Source organism: Lacimicrobium alkaliphilum, assembly GCF_001466725.1.
Taxonomy (GTDB): domain Bacteria; phylum Pseudomonadota; class Gammaproteobacteria; order Enterobacterales; family Alteromonadaceae; genus Lacimicrobium; species Lacimicrobium alkaliphilum_B.
Genome location: NZ_CP013650.1, coordinates 2466663 through 2486097, shown reverse-complemented (window position 1 = coordinate 2486097; position 19435 = coordinate 2466663). Strand labels below are relative to the sequence as shown.

Annotated in this window: 17 protein-coding genes and 1 pseudogene; 7 read left to right on the top strand and 11 right to left on the bottom strand. The window is 49.9% G+C overall.

The genetic code is table 11. The annotated features are described in order from the left end of the window. Positions 1–5: 5 nt before the first annotated feature. Entirely contained in the window at positions 6–905 is a 900-nt protein-coding gene (locus AT746_RS11315) for a TIGR01777 family oxidoreductase (RefSeq protein ID WP_062480372.1), read from the bottom strand. 21 nt (positions 906–926) lie between these two features. After that, entirely contained in the window at positions 927–1295 is a 369-nt protein-coding gene (gene folX, locus AT746_RS11310) for a dihydroneopterin triphosphate 2'-epimerase (protein WP_062480370.1), read from the bottom strand. A gap of 113 nt (positions 1296–1408) precedes the next feature. Here folX and AT746_RS11305 point away from each other — a divergent pair, with 113 nt between their 5' ends. Beyond that, positions 1409–2470, top strand: coding sequence for an AI-2E family transporter (locus AT746_RS11305; RefSeq protein ID WP_082633245.1), 1062 nt, complete (start codon positions 1409–1411; stop codon positions 2468–2470). Here the strand turns inward: AT746_RS11305 and AT746_RS11300 are convergent. From AT746_RS11300 to AT746_RS11285, 4 genes are all read right to left on the bottom strand, one after another. Beyond that, positions 2411–3748, bottom strand: a complete 1338-nt coding sequence (locus AT746_RS11300; protein ID WP_062480366.1) for an ATP-binding protein — start codon at positions 3746–3748, stop codon at positions 2411–2413. The genes AT746_RS11305 and AT746_RS11300 overlap by 60 nt on opposite strands. Beyond that, positions 3745–4419, bottom strand: a complete 675-nt coding sequence (locus AT746_RS11295) for a response regulator transcription factor (protein WP_062480364.1) — start codon at positions 4417–4419, stop codon at positions 3745–3747. The genes AT746_RS11300 and AT746_RS11295 overlap by 4 nt, the downstream gene beginning before the upstream one ends. Positions 4420–4717: 298 nt before the next feature. Beyond that, complete coding sequence (locus tag AT746_RS11290; RefSeq protein WP_156413679.1) at positions 4718–4990, bottom strand: PepSY domain-containing protein; 273 nt, start codon at positions 4988–4990, stop codon at positions 4718–4720. Positions 4991–5443: 453 nt separating this feature from the next. Continuing rightward, complete coding sequence (locus tag AT746_RS11285) at positions 5444–5878, bottom strand: hypothetical protein (RefSeq protein ID WP_156413678.1); 435 nt, start codon at positions 5876–5878, stop codon at positions 5444–5446. 123 nt (positions 5879–6001) lie between these two features. Between AT746_RS11285 and AT746_RS11280 the strand changes: the two genes are divergently transcribed. After that, entirely contained in the window at positions 6002–6682 is a 681-nt protein-coding gene (locus AT746_RS11280) for a 1-acyl-sn-glycerol-3-phosphate acyltransferase (RefSeq protein WP_062480360.1), read from the top strand. A 726-nt stretch (positions 6683–7408) separates the two neighbouring features. Here the strand turns inward: AT746_RS11280 and AT746_RS11275 are convergent. From AT746_RS11275 to pabB, 3 genes are all read right to left on the bottom strand, one after another. Continuing rightward, positions 7409–8782, bottom strand: coding sequence for an L-serine ammonia-lyase (locus AT746_RS11275; RefSeq protein WP_062480358.1), 1374 nt, complete (start codon positions 8780–8782; stop codon positions 7409–7411). A 290-nt stretch (positions 8783–9072) separates the two neighbouring features. Continuing rightward, positions 9073–9642: a CoA pyrophosphatase gene (locus tag AT746_RS11270; protein ID WP_062480356.1), complete on the bottom strand. Its 570-nt coding sequence runs from the start codon at positions 9640–9642 to the stop codon at positions 9073–9075. Positions 9643–9664: 22 nt separating this feature from the next. Then, a complete protein-coding gene (gene pabB, locus AT746_RS11265) occupies positions 9665–11032 on the bottom strand; it encodes an aminodeoxychorismate synthase component I (RefSeq protein WP_231730922.1) in 1368 nt (455 codons plus the stop codon). A 150-nt stretch (positions 11033–11182) separates the two neighbouring features. Here pabB and AT746_RS11260 point away from each other — a divergent pair, with 150 nt between their 5' ends. Genes AT746_RS11260 through AT746_RS11245 form a run of 4 tightly spaced genes read left to right on the top strand, consistent with a single transcriptional unit; the run spans position 11183 to position 15168 of the window. Beyond that, positions 11183–12712, top strand: a complete 1530-nt coding sequence (locus AT746_RS11260) for a fumarate hydratase (protein WP_062480354.1) — start codon at positions 11183–11185, stop codon at positions 12710–12712. Between the two features lie 8 nt (positions 12713–12720). Beyond that, positions 12721–14190 (top strand): DNA recombination protein RmuC, encoded by a 1470-nt coding sequence (gene rmuC / locus AT746_RS11255; protein WP_420480292.1) that lies wholly within the window; start codon positions 12721–12723, stop codon positions 14188–14190. A gap of 36 nt (positions 14191–14226) precedes the next feature. Further along, on the top strand, positions 14227–14628 hold the full coding sequence (locus AT746_RS11250) for a DUF2784 domain-containing protein (RefSeq protein WP_062480349.1): 402 nt from the start codon (positions 14227–14229) through the stop codon (positions 14626–14628). A 57-nt stretch (positions 14629–14685) separates the two neighbouring features. After that, positions 14686–15168: a CBS domain-containing protein gene (locus AT746_RS11245; protein WP_082633243.1), complete on the top strand. Its 483-nt coding sequence runs from the start codon at positions 14686–14688 to the stop codon at positions 15166–15168. 153 nt (positions 15169–15321) lie between these two features. Here the strand turns inward: AT746_RS11245 and tmpT are convergent, their stop codons facing one another. Then, positions 15322–15957, bottom strand: a complete 636-nt coding sequence (tmpT, locus tag AT746_RS11240) for a thiopurine S-methyltransferase (protein ID WP_062480347.1) — start codon at positions 15955–15957, stop codon at positions 15322–15324. 375 nt (positions 15958–16332) lie between these two features. After that, on the bottom strand, positions 16333–17751 hold the full coding sequence (locus AT746_RS11235) for a tetratricopeptide repeat protein (protein ID WP_062480344.1): 1419 nt from the start codon (positions 17749–17751) through the stop codon (positions 16333–16335). Positions 17752–18058: 307 nt separating this feature from the next. Between AT746_RS11235 and AT746_RS11230 the strand changes: the two are divergent. After that, positions 18059–19395 (top strand): annotated as a pseudogene (locus AT746_RS11230) (amidohydrolase). The last annotated feature ends 40 nt before the right edge of the window (positions 19396–19435 follow it).

Here is a 19435-nt window from a genome sequence, read left to right as displayed (position 1 = left end):
TTTATTCAGCGTAACTGCAGGCTTTTTAGTGCTTCATCAAGATGTTGATGCTGAAAGTGAAAGCCGGCTTCCTGTAGCCTTTTCGGCAGCACCCGCTGACCGTATAACAACAGATCAGACATCTCATCAAACAGGATTCTGACCACAAAGGCCGGCATTCTGAACAGACAAGGGCGGTGCAGGGCCTTAGCCAGGATCTGGCTGAATTCCTGATTGGTTACCGGGTTGGGAGCCGTGAGGTTGTATGGCCCCTGGCAATCGGGCTGTTCAAGTAAAAACAGGATAGCGGCAACCATATCGCTGATATGGATCCAGGACATATACTGCTGCCCGTTTCCCATAGGGCCACCGAGGCCAAACTTAAAGGCGGGCATCATTTTGACCAGTGCTCCCCCTCTGCGGCTTAGCACAATACCTGTGCGCAGCAGACAGACCCGGGTTGAATCCGATTCAGCCTGCAGGGCGATCTCTTCCCATTTCTTACACAATCTGTGGCTGAATTCATCGTAGCAATCCTGGTGATATTCACTGATAAATTCATCACCCTGGCGCCCGTAGTAACCAATCGCTGAACCACTTAAGAACACTTTTGGCGGATTGTTGCCCGCCTGGCAAAGATCCACCAGTTTTTGGGTGATTTCCCAGCGGCTCTGGCAAATACGTTCTTTCTGCTCGGTGCTCCAGCGACTGTCTGCTATCGGCTCGCCGGCCAGATTAATGACGGCGTCGTATTCATCCAGATTACTCAGAGATTTGAGTGAGGACAGCCAGCGGGCCCGTCGCCCCAGCGCCATTTGTGCTTCCGCCAGGTTGCGGGTCAGTACCGTAATCTGATGGCCTTCCGGGAAGCGGGACAGAAGTCTTGAACCTATCAGTCCGGTACCGCCTGTCATCAGGATCTGCATAAGATTCTCACTTGCTTAGTGTTATTCACTGTTACCACAAGATAAGCACAGAGAGACCGAATCAGCAAAGCGAAGGGCATGAGGTTTGTCTACTTCGGCCTCTGCATAGATTACCCATGGATGTTCTGCGGCAATCGCCAGTATCTCTGAAGTGAGTTTTTCCAACAAAGAAAAGCGGTTGTTTTCCACCAGTTCAATAATGCGCTTGGTGATGGTGCGATAGTTCAGCGCGTCCTGCATATCATCAGAACTGGTTGCCTGTTCAGCCCGGTAGCGAATTTTAACATTGATCAGTACGTCCTGCTTATTATCTACTTCATCGGGTTTAATCCCAATATAAGTGCGTAAGCGCAGGTTCTTAATACGGATTGTGGCCGGGTTTAGTGTCATTTTTATTAATTTCCTTTGTCTGCCTGAGGTAATCTACAGATTGGTATATTGGTATTAAACCTCAGGTATTTCTGTTAATTTTGCCACAAGCACACACGGTTGACTTGTGAATAATGGAAATAAAGAGCAGCTCCAGTCTCAAGGTATTGTTGACGATGGCCTCCCTGATCGTTGTTTTGGCAGGCATTAAGGCCGCCAGCGCTATCGTTGTCCCTTTCCTGTTATCGATGTTTATCGCCATCGCCTGTAATCCCATTATCCGGCGGGCGACGCAGTACCGAATACCCAAAGCCGTATCGGTAGCATTAGTAATACTGATTATTGTCATATTTGGATTTATGCTGGCCGGACTGGTTGGTCAATCCATGAACGATTTCACCCTTAACTTACCCGAGTATAAATCCCAACTGGCTAATGAACTGGCATGGATGGCGGCGCAGTTATCAACCCTGAATATTCAGATAGACAGAACCCAGTTATTATCCTATCTGGATCCTGGACTGGCGATGAACATGGCGAGCAATCTGCTTACCAGCCTGGGCTCGGTGATGACTAACTTCTTTCTGATTCTGCTGACAGTGGTGTTTATGCTGTTTGAGGCGGACACCATACCGAAAAAAGTGCATATTGCGCTGGCGAATCCGGACATAAAAATTAAACAGGTAGACAGGTTTCTGACATCCGTTAAAAACTATCTGGTGATAAAGACACTAATCAGTCTGATAACCGGAGCTATCGTGGGAGTGGTGCTCTACCTCCTGGGACTGGATCATTTTATGTTATGGGCGGTTCTGGCGTTTTTACTTAATTATATTCCTAATATCGGCTCGATTCTCGCCGCAGTGCCAGCGGTGTTGCTTGCCTTTGTTCAGCTTGGCCCGGCAATGGCAGGGGTGGTGGCGTTGTTTTATATTGCACTGAATACGCTGATGGGCAATATGATTGAGCCTAAATTTATGGGGCGGGGGCTGGGCTTGTCCACATTGGTCGTATTTCTGTCGTTGATATTCTGGGGCTGGCTGTTAGGTACAGTTGGAATGCTGTTGTCGGTACCTCTGACCATGATTGTGAAAATAGCCCTGGAATCAACCCATGGTGGGAACTGGTTTGCGGTGTTACTCGGTGATGGCAGTGAAATCAGTGCTAAACCTGATCCTGAAAAGGTTACCTCCTAAGGATGAGTCGGCTATTTCCAGTTTGCCCTGATAGGCATTGACAAGATCTGTGACAATGGCCATACCAAGGCCCTGGCCGCCGGGATAACTGTCAAGCCGTGTACCGCGGTTGAGGATTTGCTGGCGTTGTTCCGGATGGATTCCGGGACCGTCGTCTTCAATCATTAACACCAGTACCTTATCGTTTTGTTGCAAGCTGATACGAACCTGTCTGCGCGCAGCCTTGCAGGCGTTATCAATCAGGTTGCCGAAAAGCTCCATTAAATCGGTTTTGTCAGCAGCCAGTTCAGCTTGCGCGTCATCCAACAGCTCAATATCAAGCTTCTTATCAGCGTAAACCTTTTTCATCGCACTGATAATCTGTTGCAGTAAGTCCGACAAGGCAACTTTCTGCTGCCAGCCACTGCCGGCACCGGCTACCGCCCGTTTTAACTGACGACTGATAATGTTGTCGATTTGTTCTACGGGCTGGTTGGCGACTTGCATCACCTGGTCGTTACCTTTTAGCAGCGCCAGTGGCGTTTTCAGGTTGTGAGCCAGATCACCGAGGCTATTGTAATAGCGTTGACGCTGTTGCAGTTCGGAATCCAGCAGGTGGTTGAGGCTTGTTTTCAGGTGTTCCAGCTCCGGCGGGAAGGTTCCTGAAAGACGGTGACATTTGCCTTTTTCCACATCACTGATCTGGCTTACCAATTGGCTTATCGGTCTCAGAGCCGCATACAGGCTGAACACCAATAAGGCGATCAGTAACAAAGAAATCAGCCCAAGCCATTGCCACAAGGTTGCCCGGTAGGCACTGACTTCTCTGTCAAACAGCCGCCGTTCCTGCAGAATATGAAAGGTAACAGGAAACATAAAATCCCTATCCTCAAACTCTGCGGTATAGCTGAACTGAAAGAACTTTATCCCGTCAATTTGCCGTGAGACAAACATTTCCTCCCCCACATCAGGCCGGTCTAACTCAGGGATATGACTCCAGTTGAGGGTGGAATCTGACTCCCAGAGCGGCAGTTTGTGCATGGAAATCAGCGCGTAAGTACCTGAATCTGGGATGTTGAGGCTATTGTTAAACAGCTGCTCAGGCATCTGGATCTCACCCTGTATCACCTCAAATTCAGAGATAAGGCCCAGGTTCTGCAATCTCAATTGCTCTTCCATGGACTGACTGAGGCTATTGCTGAAGGCTTGTTCCAGAACCAGTGCAACGAGGGGAAAAAAGATCACCAGCACCAGTACCCCAGCGGCCAGACTGCGGCCCTTGAGGGACCATTTGGTCATAACTGACGATTGATCCGATAACCCCGGCCACGCAGGGTTTCGATTGGTTTGATTTGGTTGTCAGGATCCAGTTTCTTGCGCAGCCGCCCGACGAATACCTCGATGACGTTGCTGTCCAGATCAAAATCCTGATCATAGATATGCTCGGTCAGTTCGGTCTTGGAAATGATCTTGTTCGGATTCATTAACAGGTACTCGAGTACACGGTACTCGTAAGCGGTCAGCTCTACCGCCTGCCCGTCGACGAACACTTCTTCTGACAGGGTATCGAGCCGGATCGGCCCTTTCTCAAGCGCAGGATTAGGTTGCCCCGCTGCACGGCGGATCAGGGCTTTAGCCCTTGCCAGCAGTTCTTCGTTGTAAAAAGGTTTGGTCAGATAGTCATCGGCACCGGCTTCCAGGCCTTCGACTTTCTCCTGCCATCTGTCCCGCGCTGTGAGTATCAGGATTGGACTGAGTATTTTTTGCTGGCGAACACGGCGGATAAGCTCCAGACCATCCAATATCGGTAGTCCGATATCGATAATCGCCAGGTCATAGGGGTACTCTTTAAACAGGTAAAGGGCTTTCTCGCCATCATCGGCCAGATCAACGCTGTAGCCATTTTGCTGCATCAACTGGTCTAACTGAGTGAGCAGGCGACTGTCATCTTCTACAATCAATATACGCATTAGAGCACCATATAGTTTAAATAAACAACACCAGCGAGAGTTCAGAAAGCGCGCAGGCAAGGCAAATTTTTGAAGGTTTAGTGGGCCTAAATCAAGAAAATTTGCCGCCGGATGCGCGTTTTTTGGGCCTCGCCCTCCGGGAGCGCCTGAAAAAGCCTCATTCTGCGTTCTGGTTGCTTAAAAGAGCACCACTATTCCTGCGCAACCACGCCTTGATTGAGACTTTTTCAGGCAGCTCTGGTATTCGTTTTTTAAACTGTATGGTGCTCTGGAAACTATCCTGATTTACAGGCCTGGGTTAACGGCCATTCTTTTTCTTTTCCTTGCTGCTGACCTGACCAGATTTGGAATCCACATCGACGGTTACCACCCGGCCGGATTTTTTCAGCATTTTGACTCTGTAGTTGTCTTTTTTGCGATCGACTTTGAGTACCCTGCCATTCACTTGCTGGCGTGCCTTTTGCGCTGCCCTGGTCTTATCTATCTGTTCCTGCTCGCGATCCTGCGCCATCGCTGGTGTAACCAGAAAAATACAGAGCAGCACTGGCAGTAGTCTGAGCATTTTCATCATATCCTCATTAATAAACTGAAACTAAATGTAACTATACCAGTCCGCATAGATAATTGCTTTCTCAGAGCGAGTCAGAATGGCTTAGAGCATGGCGGCGCTTCACAGACATAGTGGTTCTGCGTCAAGAAGCGCCAACGCACAGATAAGCTCTTCTGGCTGCTCCCTCCGGGAGAGGCTAAAATGCCCGCTGGTTGTGTTATGGTCTTTTGATTTAGACCCACCAGACCTTCAGGATCATGCCTTGTCAGAGAACATTGTCGTCGCGCTGAGTGAGTAATTATTTATGCGTACTGGTATCACTACCGCCAAAGCACCTATCATCAAAAAGAATAACCAAAACTAACAAGAAAACCATCATCAGCATGATACGGTATCTGCCTGAATTGTGGCTGAACTGATAAGACAATAAATAAAAAAGGGACACAAGGTCCCTTTTTTAATTCAAAACAGGAATCACGAAACCAGTGGGTTCTTGCAGGTAGCGTGAACACTGAATCGTTTATTGAAGGTGTACAGATGAACCGATAAGGACAGGCCTGACAGTTCTTTCCATAGTTGATGGTTGTCTGCTTTCGGGCAGACTGACTGGCGCAGATAGTTACGCTGGTATTCAGGATCCATGTCCAGCTCACTGGGGATCTGGATATAGGCATCAATTCCGCCTTTTACCGCAGTGGCACCCTGATAGTACCAGTCGCCCATCATAAATGAGGTTTTAAATGTCTGGTTAACTCTTTTCAGTGCCAGCTCAGGAATATTATCCGAGGCCGGGGCTTGTGCGGCAGTTTCTGCGACTGAAAAGCCTTGCATGCAGGCGGTTAACCCCATTGACAGCAATACAGTCAGCGCTGCGACCATCAGACTCTTTAGTTGGGTTAAATGTTTCATGCTATCGGTTACCTCAGATATATTGCTTACATGAAAGCTATCGGCAGTGAAAAAAAATCCTTGAGCAGAACCCAATTCGGCTAACATGGTCTGAAAACAACAACGAGGTTGCATCGGTTAAGTATGAATAAACTTGTTAGTTTTTTGCTGATGGCAAAGGTTAAACTACTGGCCCATCTTTTTTATCGTGGCAGGGTTAACTGGCTCAGCCAGGAGAAAGAAGAGTCCCTGAATGATGTCAGGCTGCTGGTGTTTCTGAATCACACCAGTTTGTTCGAACCTCTGTTTATTCGCTTCGCGCCCTGGCGGTTTGTCTGGCAGGTGGCTCACAAAGTGGTGGTTCCCGGCGCAGATATCACCCTTGAACGACCCATGACAGGCCGAATCCTTAAGGTACTTTTGCCTGGTTGTATTCCTATTACCCGTCAGCAGGATGAGTCCTGGCAGCACTTTCTTTCTCATGTCAGAGAGGATGTCATCACGGCTATATTGCCGGAGGGCAGGATGAAACGCCGAAATGGCCTGGATAAAGATGGTAATCCCATGAGTGTACGTGGCGGGGTGGCGGATATTCTTTCCCGTTTAAAGAGTGGCAAGATCCTGTTTGTGTACAGTGGCGGCCTGCATCATGTTCAGGTACCCGGTCAACGCTGGCCTAAGCTGTTTAAAACCTTGCGGGTGAATATGGAAATGCTGGATATCGCCGATTACAAAGCAGCGCTGAATCAACAAGGTGAGGGCAGTTTTAAGGCCCGGGTGGTTAAGGATATGAATCACCGCCTGCAACACTGTGTACCTGAGTAAAGAAAGTGATCAGCTATTAGATTTCAGTCGTCAGCTTTAAAGCTTTTCACCGCGGAGTCCCGGAGCACGCCGAAGTCAAAATGTTTAACTATTCAATATCTCTGCGTTCTTTGCGCCTCAGCGAGATCAAACAAATAAAAGCTTAAGCGTCTCGCAGAGACGCTAAGTCGCAGAGAGGTAAAGGGAATTAAGCCCTTCAATCCTCTGTGCTCTGTGTGCCTCTGGGGTGGTAAATTTAGCTTTCTCAAAGGTCACTGGATACCCGATAACGACACTCGGGCATGACCGTCTCCCGGAAGTAGGGTCGAATTTATTCGGCTTGTAAGATTTGGCTGGCGGTATCAGGCGAATAAATTTGCCACTACAACTTTGCGTCTCAGCGGCTCTGCGAGAGATAGTTATTTGTTCGTGATTTTAGTGTCTTTCGTGGTTGAAGGCTTTTTTTACCACCACAGTAAAAGCCATATTCACCGCAGAGTCACAGAGGACGCAGAGGTTTGAATCTCCAATCTCTGTTTTCTCCGTGTTCTTGGCGGCTCCGCGGTAAATCTTTAACACTCGATAATATTAACAGCTAAACCACCACGGGCCGTTGACTTATTCTACGTCGATTTTCATCCTGAAAAGTCGCCTCGGTGCACAGACCTGAATGCGGGCGTAAAAGCGTGGTTTTTCTTGCCATCAGGTCTGTGGGGCAGCCATCCCTGGCTGCTCAAAGAAACGGCCCTAACACTCAATGATATTAACCGCCAGGCCACCGCGGGCCGTTTCTTTGTACTTCGATTTCATATCGTTGCCGGTGTCCCACATGGTTTTTATCACCTTATCCAGTGACACCTTGTGTTCACCGGAGCCGCGCAGGGCCAGGCGGGCAGCGTTAATGGCTTTGATCGCACCCATGGCGTTACGTTCGATACAGGGTACCTGTACCAGGCCGCCTACTGGATCGCAGGTTAAACCCAGGTTATGTTCCATGCCGATTTCGGCGGCATTTTCTACCGAATTCACACTGCCGCCCATAATCTCTGCAAGGGCCCCTGCTGCCATGGAACAGGCCACGCCCACTTCCCCCTGGCAGCCGACTTCGGCACCGGAAATCGAGGCATTCTTCTTGTATAAAATGCCAATAGCTGCCGCAGTCAGCAGGTAGCGTACTGCAGTATCCTCATCAACAGGGCGCACAAATTTATCGAAATAACACAGCACTGCCGGGATAATTCCGGCCGCTCCGTTTGTGGGGGCGGTTACAACTCTGCTGCCGGCGGCATTTTCTTCGTTCACTGCCAGGGCAAACAGGTTTACCCAGTCCATGGCCGCCATTGGATCGGCGCTTTTTTCACTTTGCAGCTTACGATACAGATCCGGTGCCCGGCGTCTGACTTTCAGACCACCCGGCAGGATCCCCTCGGTCTGTTTGCCTTTTTCGATACACGCATCCATGACTTTCCAGATATGCCAGAGCTTGGCGCGGATTTCCTGCTCTGACTGAAAAACCTGTTCATTTTTAAGCATCAGGGTGCTGATGCGCATACCTGTTTCTTTACAATGACCCAGTAACTCCGCGGCGGTTTCAAAAGGGTAGGGCACGGGCTTTTCAGCATGTTTGAGTGCGGTGGCTTTTTCATCCTCAAAGTCTTCTTCTTTGATAATAAAACCGCCGCCTATGGAGTAGTAAGTCTGACTGAAAAGCAGTTCATCCCCTTGTTTGGCGAAAAAGCTCAGGCCATTGGAATGCAGTTTAAGGGTTTTGCGGCGATGAAAGACAATGGCGCCTTCACGGGGAAACTTAATCAGCTTTTCGCCGTTAAGATTAAGCTTCTGGCTTTGCTCAATTTCACTGAGCATCTGTTCAACCCTGTCCACATCGACGGTTTCCGGATCATGGCCGAGTAAGCCGAGAATAACGGCTTTGCCGGTGCCGTGACCTTTACCTGTTTGTCCCAGGGAGCCACAGAGTTCCACTTTGACCCTGTCGGTTTGTGCGAACAGATCCCGGCTTTTAAGTTCCTCAATAAAGGCCTTCGCGGCACGCATTGGACCTACGGTATGGGAACTGGAGGGGCCGATGCCGATGCTGAACATGTCAAATACGCTGATCATAGGGTTCTCTTAATGCATTTCTATTTGTTATAGGATGGCGAATTGTGCAGCAACTGACAAACAGACAAAAGTAATCACACAGATTAGATTAGTTAATGGAGTGTAAAGAAATGTGTGATCTGTATTGGTGAGGGGTGAGGAGTAAGGGGTAATGATGGTATGCCCCAGAAAAGTAGACACTGTTTGTAGTTTACTGTTGTTCAAAAGCCATGGGGCTGATTCCGTTGCGCTACATCCGGGCTACTCTGAGCTCCTCCTCACCCCTGACGCCTCTCACCTCACTCACGGGCTCACTCACCCAAATGATTAGAAAGATTACGCACAAAGGCCGCCGTGGCCCCCCAGATATGTTGTTGCTGCCAGTGAATAAAGTAGATGGGGTGGGGCTGGCCGTTACGATTGGCATAATGAACCAGATGATTCCGCTTATCCATCAGGTAACTCAGCGGCACCTCAAATATAGACGCCACCTCATTGTGATCCCGTTTCAGTTTCAGGGGCGGCTCAATAATGCCGATATAGGGCGTGACCTCAAATCCGCTGATGGTGCGATAGCGCCCCAACTGGCCGATAATATCAACCTGTTCGCTGTTGATGCCTATTTCTTCTTCGGTTTCCCTTAACGCCGCTTCCAGCAGATTGCTATCTTCTATTTCCATGCGACCACCGGGAAAACTGACCTGGCCGCCATGGTGGCGTAAATGGCTGGCACGGCGGGTAAACAGCATGGTCATCTGCTCTCTGTTGATCAGGGGCATAAGTACGGCTGCCGGATAGCCCGGCTTACTCAGCGGATAATCCGATTCGTAGCAAACCTGTCTGACATTATAAAATTGATGTAAAAACTCTGTCTTATCCATCTTCTGATGAGTTCAGTGTCCTTTATCTGTGCTGCGACAGCACAGGCAAAATCTTATTTACCTTATCGAGGGTTTCCTGATATTCCATCCCGGCATCGGAGTCCAGTACGATACCACCACCGGCCCAGCAATGGAGTTGGTGATTTTCACATAACAGAGTACGGATACAGATACTGGTATCCATACGACCATCGGCGGACAGATACCCTATGCTACCACAGTAGATACTGCGCCGGTGCGGCTCCAGTTCTTCAATAATTTCCATCGCGCGTATTTTAGGTGCGCCGGTAATTGAGCCGCCGGGAAAGGCACCACGTAACAGATCCAGCGGGCTGGAATCACTCTTCAGGCGGCCTTCTACTGTTGACACCAGATGGTGCACAGCCGGAAAACTTTCTATTGCAAACAACTGCGGTACCTTTACGCTGCCGCTTTGGCAATGTTTGCTGATATCGTTGCGCAGAAGGTCGACGATCATCAGGTTTTCTGCACGATCTTTCTCCGAGGTGGCCAGCGCTTCGGCCAGGGCCTTGTCTTCTTTTTGATCAAGGCTGCGTGGCCGGGTTCCTTTAATCGGCTTGGTTTGTACTTTGCCATCCTGCACTGATAAAAACCGCTCCGGCGAAATGCTCATTACACAGGCGTTTTCTAACCTTATAAAGGCAGAGAAGGGCGCCTGATTGGCCTCGCGCAATTTCTGATAGGCCTGCCACTCGTCCCCCTTGTAACCTGCAGTAAAACGCTGGGCAAGATTGACCTGATAACAGTCACCGGCCAGCAGGTATTCGTGAATGCGGCGCAGTTTCTGGCAGTATTCATCTTCTGTCATATTCGCCTGCCAGGGGCTGGTCAGACTGAAAGCCTGGTTGTTGGAGCCTGCCTGACTGGCCTGCTGACTAAGCAGCGTGGCGTCAGGAGCTGGGTAGTCTGGGTGACTCAGCAACCAGCTTTCGCCACTCTGGCGGGATTTGACCACGGCCCAGCTGTAGATCCCTACCGCCATCTCCGGGGCCTGAATATCTGCTTCTGCCGTGACCGGTAGGGACTCAAAACGTCGGCCTAAATCATAGGCAAAATACCCGGCGGCACCGCAACTAAAGGGAAAGTCGCTCAGAGTTGCCTGTTCAGGCTGTGGAAAATATTCTGCGATCAGTTGCTCAACCAGTTGCAGCGGATCGGCGTCGCTGCTGATGCATTGGTCATGGCGATGAACCTCGCTGATTTCGCCTTTAGTGATGACCCAGGCCAGAGGCTCTGCCAGCATCAGGTCAAACTCGCCGTTGACGTGTGTGGTGCCGGCGGAGTCCAGTAACATGGCCCAGGGCCTTGCACTGTAATGACTGAAAAGACGGGGCAGATCCAGCTGTGGACTAAGGGGAGTTTTATTCACATTACTACCTGAAAAAGACAATGAAGCGCGGCTCAGAGCGTTTCTGAACCTGCATACTTTGATGTATGATACGCCAACCCGGTATAGCCAGGCTACCTTGAAACAGCCTGGGTATATACAAACAAGAACGACCATTCAACGAGGCACAGCATGACACAGATCCGTCAGCAGGATTTTATCGACAGCATCGAAGATGCATTGCAGTTTATCTCCTATTACCACCCCCTGGATTATGTCAAAGCCGTCGAACAGGCTTATGAAAAAGAGCAGAGCCAGGCCGCCAAAGATGCCATGGCACAGATTCTGATCAATTCACGGATGTCAGCTGAGGGCAAACGGCCTTTGTGTCAGGATACCGGTATTGTTACCTGCTTTGTGAAAATCGGTATGCAGGTCAGTTGGGATAAAACCGACATGACGGTACAGGAAATGGTGGATGAGGGTACCCGCAGGGCGTATCTGAACCCCGACAACCCATTGCGCGCCTCCATTGTGGCAGACCCCGCCGGTACGAGGAAAAACACCAAGGACAACACACCGGCAGTGGTTCATATCGATATGGTGCCCGGCGATAAAATTGAAGTGATGATTGCCGCCAAGGGCGGCGGCAGTGAAAACAAGTCCAAGATGGTGATGCTCAACCCCTCTGATGATATTGCCGAGTGGGTGGTAAAAACCCTGCCGACTATGGGGGCCGGTTGGTGCCCACCGGGTATGCTGGGAATAGGTATCGGCGGCACTGCTGAAAAAGCCGCAGTACTGGCCAAAGAGAGCCTGATGGATCCGGTGGATATTCAGGAACTGATGGAGCGCGGGGCTCAGACCACAGAAGAAAAACTGCGCCTGGATATTTTTAAGAAGGTTAACGATCTGGGTATTGGTGCCCAGGGCTTAGGGGGACTCACCACGGTGGTGGATGTCAAAATCAAATCCCTGCCCACCCATGCCGCTTCCAAGCCGGTGGCCATGATCCCCAATTGTGCGGCTACCCGCCACGCTCATTTTACCCTCGATGGCAGCGGCCCGTCTGAACTTAAAGCACCAAAGCTGGAAGACTGGCCCAAAGTCACCTGGGAAGTGGGCGAGAACACCCGCAGAGTAAATCTGGATGCGGTGACCAAAGAAGATATTCTCGACTGGAAAGTGGGTGAAACCGTGCTGTTGTCAGGCAAGATGCTGACCGGCCGCGATGCCGCCCACAAACGCATTCAGACCATGCTGGATAACGGTGAAGGCTTGCCTGAAGGCGTGGATCTGACCAACCGCTTTATATACTACGTCGGCCCGGTTGATGCGGTAGGTGATGAAGTGGTTGGCCCTGCAGGCCCCACCACCGCCACAAGGATGGATAAATTCACCGATATGATGCTGGAGAAAACCGGTCTTATCGGCATGATCGGTAAAGCCGAACGCGGCCCGGCCACCGTAGACAGTATTGCCAGACACAAAGCCGTGTACCTGATGGCAGTGGGCGGTGCGGCCTATCTGGTTTCCAAGGCAATCAAAAAATCCCGTGTGGTGGCCTTTGAAGATCTGGGTATGGAGGCGATTTACGAATTTGAAGTGGAAGATATGCCGGTAACGGTTGCCGTAGACAGCACCGGGGCCAATGCCCACCAAACCGGCCCGGCTATCTGGAAAGCCAAAATCGAAGAGCTGGAAGCTGAGCTAAGCCGCTAAGGATGCTGATGAACCCTGAACTGGAAGTATTGCACCTGGCGATGGCCGCAGGTGGGCTGGCCGTCGGTGGCCTGATCAGCGCCTGGATTATGAGCAGTAAAGCGCAGGCTAAAACCCAGGCCTTACAAACTGAGCTGGACCGGCTGAATCAGCAACATCAGCAGGATCAGCACAGCCTGCATCAGGCCTATGCCAGTGTGGACGAGCTGAATCAAAAGCTGGATGATACGCATCAGCAGCAGCTGCAACTGCAAAACGAGCTGGGGCAATACCGCCAGCAGGCGCAGCGTATTCCGGAGCTGGATCAGCAGTCCCGCCAGTGGCAGGATAAGTGGCAGCAGGCCAGTGATGAGCTTGGCAGGCTGCGCACCGAACTGGAATCGCAAAAGGCCCGTTTTGAGCAGGAGCAGAAGGCCGCCGAAGACAAGCTGCAACTGCTTAAAGATGCCGAACAGAGCCTGAAACAGCAGTTTGAGAATCTGGCCAATAAGATTTTTCAGCAAAAGACCGAAAACTTTACCAGTGCCAGTAAGCAGAGCCTGGACAGTCTGCTGACGCCCTTAAAAGACCAGATTGAAGGCTTTAAAAAGCAGGTGACGGATCAGTATGTGAAAGAGGGGCAGGAACGTGCCTCGCTGAAAACCGAGATCTTAAGTCTGAAGCAACTGAATATTCAGATCACCGAGGAAGCCGCCGCCCTGACCAAAGCCCTTAAAGGCGACAACAAGCAACAGGGCAACTGGGGTGAGGTGGTACTGGAGCGGATCTTAAGCGAATCGGGGCTGCGCGAAGGCCACGAATACGACACTCAGGGCCAGTATAAAGATGAGCAGGGTAAGGCTTATAAGCCGGATGTGATTGTGCATCTGCCCGGGGACAAGGACGTGATTATCGACGCCAAGATGTCACTGGCGGCCTACGAGCGTTATTTTAATGAGCAGGATGACGAGGTTCGGGCCCGCTGTTTAAACGAGCATATCAGCTCGCTGCGCAATCATATCAAAGGGCTGGGTAACAAGGATTATCAGAACCTGCAGGGGGTAAAAACCCTCGACTATGTGCTGATGTTTGTGCCGGTGGAGGCCGCCTTTCTGCTGGCCATTGATAATGCCCCGGACCTTATTAAACTGGCGCTGGATAATAATATTATGCTGGTCAGCCCCACCAACCTGCTGGTGGCCCTGCGTACCATCAATAATATCTGGCAATACGAGTATCAGAATCAGAACGCCAAGGTGATCGCCGAAAAAGCCGCGCGTCTGTACGACAAATTTGTCGGCTTTGTGGACGATCTCGAAGGGTTGGGTAACAGCCTGCAAACAGTGCAAAAGAAATACGACGGCGCCATGAATAAGCTCAGTGAAGGGCGCGGTAATCTGGTACGCCGGGTGGAAGAGTTTAAGAGCCTGGGCGTGCAAAGCAGTAAAAAACTCAGTGCTAAAATGCTGGAGAGCCAGTCACCAGAAGAGGAAGACTGACTGGTATCGGTGGGAGTTCGCTGCTATGCCTGAAATATGAACCAACAACAGCTTTATCTCCTTGGTGCAGATTTATTGCTTGGCCTGCATCTGGCCTTTGTGCTTTTTGTAGTAGGGGGCTTGCTGCTGATTTTTATCGGCAAGTGGCAGCGCTGGATCTGGGTAAGGAACCGACGCTTTCGCTTTGCCCATCTTCTGGCCATTGGCTTTGTGGTGATACAGGCCTGGCTTGGCAGAATCTGCCCGCTTACCCAATGGGAGATGATGCTGCGCGAACAGGCAGGGCAGGTCACCTACAGCGGCGCTTTTATTGCCCACTGGATGTCAGAGCTTTTGTATTATCAGGCACCGGCCTGGGTGTTTATACTTATCTACTCCCTTTTTGGTCTGTTGGTATTACTGAGTTGGTACTGGATAAAACCGCATAAAAAAGGATAATCTGACTCATGGTCTATTATCCTGTTGATATATGGCGTTTTCAGGCAAGGAAGGGGTATGAAAGTCAGCAAAATTATGACCACTAAGGTGGTGACGGTTGGCGTGGATGATAATCTGGGCAAGGTTTACCAGATTTTTGAAAAACACCGCTTTCATCATCTGCTGGTGGTCAGCGGTAAAACTTTGCTGGGCATCGTCTCTGATCGCGACCTGCTTAAGCACTTAAGCCCGAGAATCGGCACCCCCATGGCCAATGAACACGATCAGGCCGCCTTTAAACGCAAGGTATCGCAGATTATGAGCCGGGAACTTATCGTGATCCTGGATACTGAATCAGTGCTTCAGGCCGTACGTTTGTTTAACCGCCACCGCATCTCCTGTCTGCCGGTGGTCAATGCCGAGCGTCAGTGGGTGGGGATCTTAAGCTGGCGGGATGTGTTTCGTCAGATCGAAAAAGTAAAAGGTTCCCCGTCGCTACTGGTACCCGAAAAGCCAGCCAAACAGCAGGAAGTGCAACTGGCCGATCCGGATAAATTATAATGATACAGCTGGTTTTTTATTTTCACGGGATTAGTGCAACTTCACGCTTTGGTACAAGCATAAATTGGTGTTTATAACCTGCCATAACGCCAAACAAAAGGCCGACAACGGCGTATAACAATAGCCATTCCTTATCCGCTGCGTCTATTCACTTTACCGATGTAAGTGCCAAACACTGATTGTCGCAGCGACTTTGCCTTTGAACCCGCCCGCAATGTCATCTTGCGCCAGCCTATTCAACTGATATTGGTTGCCGTAAAGTCGTTGCAGTTCTTGTTCACTGACCGAAAATGGTGGGCCATCATGTAATTGCTGATTGTATTCACAAGTGACCAGCAACTGTTGAACGCTATGGCATATTGCATCAAGATGAATTGCATAGCGTTGACGCATTTCTTCAGGTAATGCCACCAAAGCCGCGCGGTCATAAATAGCATCAACAGCGCCAAGACTATTGGCGCCGAGGTTGAATATATCCCCGGCCCAGATATCTATGTTATTGGCGCTGTATCGCGTCAGTTCTCCTGCCTCAGTAATATCGGGAGTTACATTCAGCTGTTGAAATAGCTCGTTTATCGCACGTTTACTTAACTCTGCACCAACAACGCGATATCCCTGTGCAAGTAACCAGGCTATATCCTGTGTTTTCCCACACAAAGGCAGAAACAGTCGTGAGCCCTTTATCAGATTCAGGCTTTCCATGTTCCCCACTAATGCCGGGTTGACCTGTTGCTCATGAAAGCCGATGTCACCCCGTTCCCATTTTTGATGCCAAAAATCGCTATCCATATCTGTATCCTTGTTTACTTGGTTGATTGGTTTGTCGGCACCCCCGCGATGCTGGAATGGGGTACTTACTCAATGAGCATACAAGTTAAAGTCGACTTTAAGTCAAGCAGTTTATGAGGGCGCATTGACCTTTCCCCTGAATTAGCACCAATCCTGGGGATTCGTTTGTGGTATGCAGTGTTCGCCCATTAGCGGTGAGTCAGCTGCAAATCAACGCACGGGCAGGCTTGTATCAGTAGGCTGGTATCTCTTCGTTAGTGCAGCTTGCCTGTTCTGATAGTACAGGCAGGAAGACATAGCGAGGCCAGATTGTCTGAATTGGTTTATATTAGTTCAGTGTTTCTGGCCGATGAGACTCTGTTGGACTCCTTTTCCTTACTTTAGAGACTCCAGCAGCTCTCCAACTTTTGCCAGTTCCGATTGGGACATTTGCTGGGTGATAGAAGCCAGCGTCTTTTCTTTGTATTCATGCTTAACACGAGACAGTAATATTTCTTTGTAGGCTTGATACAGATTCTTCTCTACCCCGTCTCCACCTTGTGCGTAAAGAATACCGAGATTAAACTGAGCCTTACCATGCCCCTGTGCAGACGCGTTGGTATACCAGTTAACCGCCTCGGAAAGGGATTGAGATATGCCCGCTTCAGCCACGCCATTTTGCCTGGCCACTGCCATTGAATACTGGGCATCGGGATTCCCGGCGTTGGCGGATTTCATATACCAGCTATAAGCTGTTGTACTGTCTTTTTCGACACCGATTCCATAGTTAAAACAATGCCCCAGATAGTACTGGGCCCGGCTATTGTGAGTATTTGAAGCTGATAAAAATAATTCGAATGCCCGCTTGGCGTCTTTGGTAACATGGGTTCCATTAACATAGAACTCGCCCAGCATTACCTTGGCCTCGCTGTTACCCTTTTCGCCGGCCGCTTCAATATAGCGAATGGCTTTTTGTATATCCTGATCCACATGGGAACCCGTCAAATAGAGTTTTCCCAGATCAAACAACGCATAGGCATTCCCCTGCTCAGCGGATTTCTCATACCAGCGTATGCCTTGCGGTCCATCCACATCTACATAACCTGTACCCTGAGTGTAATGCTTTCCAAGCCTGTACTGGGCGTATTCATTACCGTAATTTGCCGCTTTGAGAGAGTATTCATGTGCTTTTTTAAGATCCTTTTCGACCACTTTGCCCTCAAAATATTTATGGCCCAAATGGTTGTAAACGCCATGTCCATTTTTCCTGAAGTTCTTTGGGTAGATAGCTTCTGCTTCTGCAATTGCCCGAGAGATTTCCTTGCTGTTCATTTTGCTTTCAAGGGATTTAATTTTTTTAAATTTTCGGACACTTTCCTGATTTGATGCTAAGGATGCGTAATACCACTTATAGGCCTTAAACCTGGCGTTCGCCTCTGTTACGTCTGTTAGCTTGAGGAAATCATCATCTGTGTAAAACCTAACCAGCATATCCTGAGAAAAAATGTTGCCTTCAGAAGCAATTCTCTCAAGGAATTTCAGTAAGTTGTTATGGTCTTTTTCAATATTTAGCGCTGGATTGCCCTGAAAATAACTCAGCATAAGCCCGGTAACAGCCATTTCATGCCCCGATTCCGCACAGCGAATAAGGTTGGCCTTTACCCCTTCTATATAAGCTGGTTTGTGCTCTTTGGTTGCATCAAAACCATTAATTTGTTCAATATCACAACCAGCAGGGTTGGCAAAGCTGAGCTGACAGGCAAACGTCAGCGTTATCATGACAATGCTCTGTAATCGGGAAAGTTTTACGTTCATTAATGCATCCTTAAACTAAAATCATCACAAAGGCAGGCTCTTTTATGCCTTTAGTCTGTGGCAGCCTTGCTGTCAGACAGATTCAACAGCGTAGAATGAATTCAGATGGCACCGCTCCATCGAGCCGGGGCTATGGGGATCCGCTTCCGTTCTGTAATTTACTATGCCGCAGGCTTAAGAGCAGTGCAATCTGTGGCGGATGAAATGTCTGGCTTTTCTATAACGCTTGGGTCATTCGGGCACACTTTGCCAAGCTGCGTTATTCGCTGTAGGCTGATTGTGTGCTTTTTTTATTAAGGATTACACCATGAATGCCCTGAAAACTGCTCTGCTGGTTCCCTTTTGTTTTTCTGTGCTTACCCTGCCAGTTAATGCCGAGGCGGCTGCTGACAACACATTGCGGGATAAGATACAGCAGGATTTACCGCTGTTGATGGAAACCTACAAACATCTGCATCAGTATCCCGAACTAAGCGGTGATGAAGAGCAGAGTGCGGCGATGCTGGCGGAAAAAGCCCGTGAGCTGGGCTTTGAGGTAACCGAAAACGTGGGCGGTCATGGTGTGGTGGCGTTGATGAAAAACGGCCTTGGCCGGTGGTGATGATCCGTGCCGATATGGATGCCTTACCCGTTGAGGAGAAAACCGGTTTACCCTATGCCTCAGAAGTGGTCGCCACCACAGAAGACGGCATCGAAAGTCCGGTAATGCATGCCTGTGGCCATGACACGCATATGGCCGGCTGGCTGGGTACAGCTCGTGCGCTGGTCGCTCAGGAAAAGAACTGGTCAGGCACACTGGTTATGATCCTGCAGCCCTCAGAGGAGCGCGGTCGGGGCGCCAAAGATATGCTTAATGATGGTTTGTATGAGCGTTTCCCCAGGCCCGATTATGTGCTGGCCTTTCATAACTCCGCCTCATTACCGGCTGGGGTAATTGGCTATACCCCGGGTTATACACTGGCCAATGTCGACAGCGTGGATATTATCGTTAAAGGCGTTGGCGGCCACGGTGCTTATCCCCATGCCACCAAAGATCCTATCGTACTGGGCAGTCGTATTGTGGGTGCACTGCAGACCCTGGTCAGCCGGGAGCTGGATCCACAGAACCCGGCGGTGGTAACGGTCGGCAGTTTTCAGTCAGGCTCCAAGCATAATATTATTTCCGATGAAGCCAGATTGTTGCTGACCGTGCGCAGTTATTCCGATGAAACACGTCAGATGCTGCTCGACGGCATTGCCCGTATCGCCAAAGGTGAGGCTATTGCCGCCGGCATGCCACAGGAGCTGATGCCAGAGGTACATATTAAAGACGAATATACCCCTTCTACTTACAACAGCCCGGAGTTTACCCGCAAAATGGCCGAGCGCTTTACCGCCAGATTTGGCGGTGACAGAGTGGTGCAGGCCCCGCCTGTGATGGCAGGAGAAGACTTTGGCCGTTATTATCGCGCTGATACCAGCATCAACAGCATGATTATCTGGGTGGGTGGTGTGCCAGAAGATAAATGGCAGCAAGCTCAGGAGCAGGGCACCAAGTTGCCTTCACTGCATAGCCCGTTGTGGGCGCCACAGGCAGACAAAGTAATTGCCACCGCCGCTGAAGCCTTAACTGCAACGGCTATGGATATTATGCAAGGGGAATAAGTTTGTTATGGGACATGATCTAAAGCCTGGTTGTGGCGTA

Coding starts and splice junctions, on each gene's coding strand:
- AT746_RS11250 (WP_062480349.1), top strand. CDS start 14,227: ATGAACCAACAACAGCTTTATCTCCTTGGTGCAGATTTATTGCTTGGC.
- AT746_RS11285 (WP_156413678.1), bottom strand. CDS start 5,878: ATGAAACATTTAACCCAACTAAAGAGTCTGATGGTCGCAGCGCTGACT.
- AT746_RS11245 (WP_082633243.1), top strand. CDS start 14,686: ATGAAAGTCAGCAAAATTATGACCACTAAGGTGGTGACGGTTGGCGTG.
- rmuC (WP_420480292.1), top strand. CDS start 12,721: ATGAACCCTGAACTGGAAGTATTGCACCTGGCGATGGCCGCAGGTGGG.
- AT746_RS11260 (WP_062480354.1), top strand. CDS start 11,183: ATGACACAGATCCGTCAGCAGGATTTTATCGACAGCATCGAAGATGCA.
- AT746_RS11275 (WP_062480358.1), bottom strand. CDS start 8,782: ATGATCAGCGTATTTGACATGTTCAGCATCGGCATCGGCCCCTCCAGT.
- folX (WP_062480370.1), bottom strand. CDS start 1,295: ATGACACTAAACCCGGCCACAATCCGTATTAAGAACCTGCGCTTACGC.
- AT746_RS11235 (WP_062480344.1), bottom strand. CDS start 17,751: ATGAACGTAAAACTTTCCCGATTACAGAGCATTGTCATGATAACGCTG.
- AT746_RS11300 (WP_062480366.1), bottom strand. CDS start 3,748: ATGACCAAATGGTCCCTCAAGGGCCGCAGTCTGGCCGCTGGGGTACTG.
- AT746_RS11270 (WP_062480356.1), bottom strand. CDS start 9,642: ATGGATAAGACAGAGTTTTTACATCAATTTTATAATGTCAGACAGGTT.
- AT746_RS11305 (WP_082633245.1), top strand. CDS start 1,409: ATGGAAATAAAGAGCAGCTCCAGTCTCAAGGTATTGTTGACGATGGCC.
- AT746_RS11290 (WP_156413679.1), bottom strand. CDS start 4,990: ATGATGAAAATGCTCAGACTACTGCCAGTGCTGCTCTGTATTTTTCTG.
- AT746_RS11315 (WP_062480372.1), bottom strand. CDS start 905: ATGCAGATCCTGATGACAGGCGGTACCGGACTGATAGGTTCAAGACTT.
- tmpT (WP_062480347.1), bottom strand. CDS start 15,957: ATGGATAGCGATTTTTGGCATCAAAAATGGGAACGGGGTGACATCGGC.
- AT746_RS11295 (WP_062480364.1), bottom strand. CDS start 4,419: ATGCGTATATTGATTGTAGAAGATGACAGTCGCCTGCTCACTCAGTTA.
- AT746_RS11280 (WP_062480360.1), top strand. CDS start 6,002: ATGAATAAACTTGTTAGTTTTTTGCTGATGGCAAAGGTTAAACTACTG.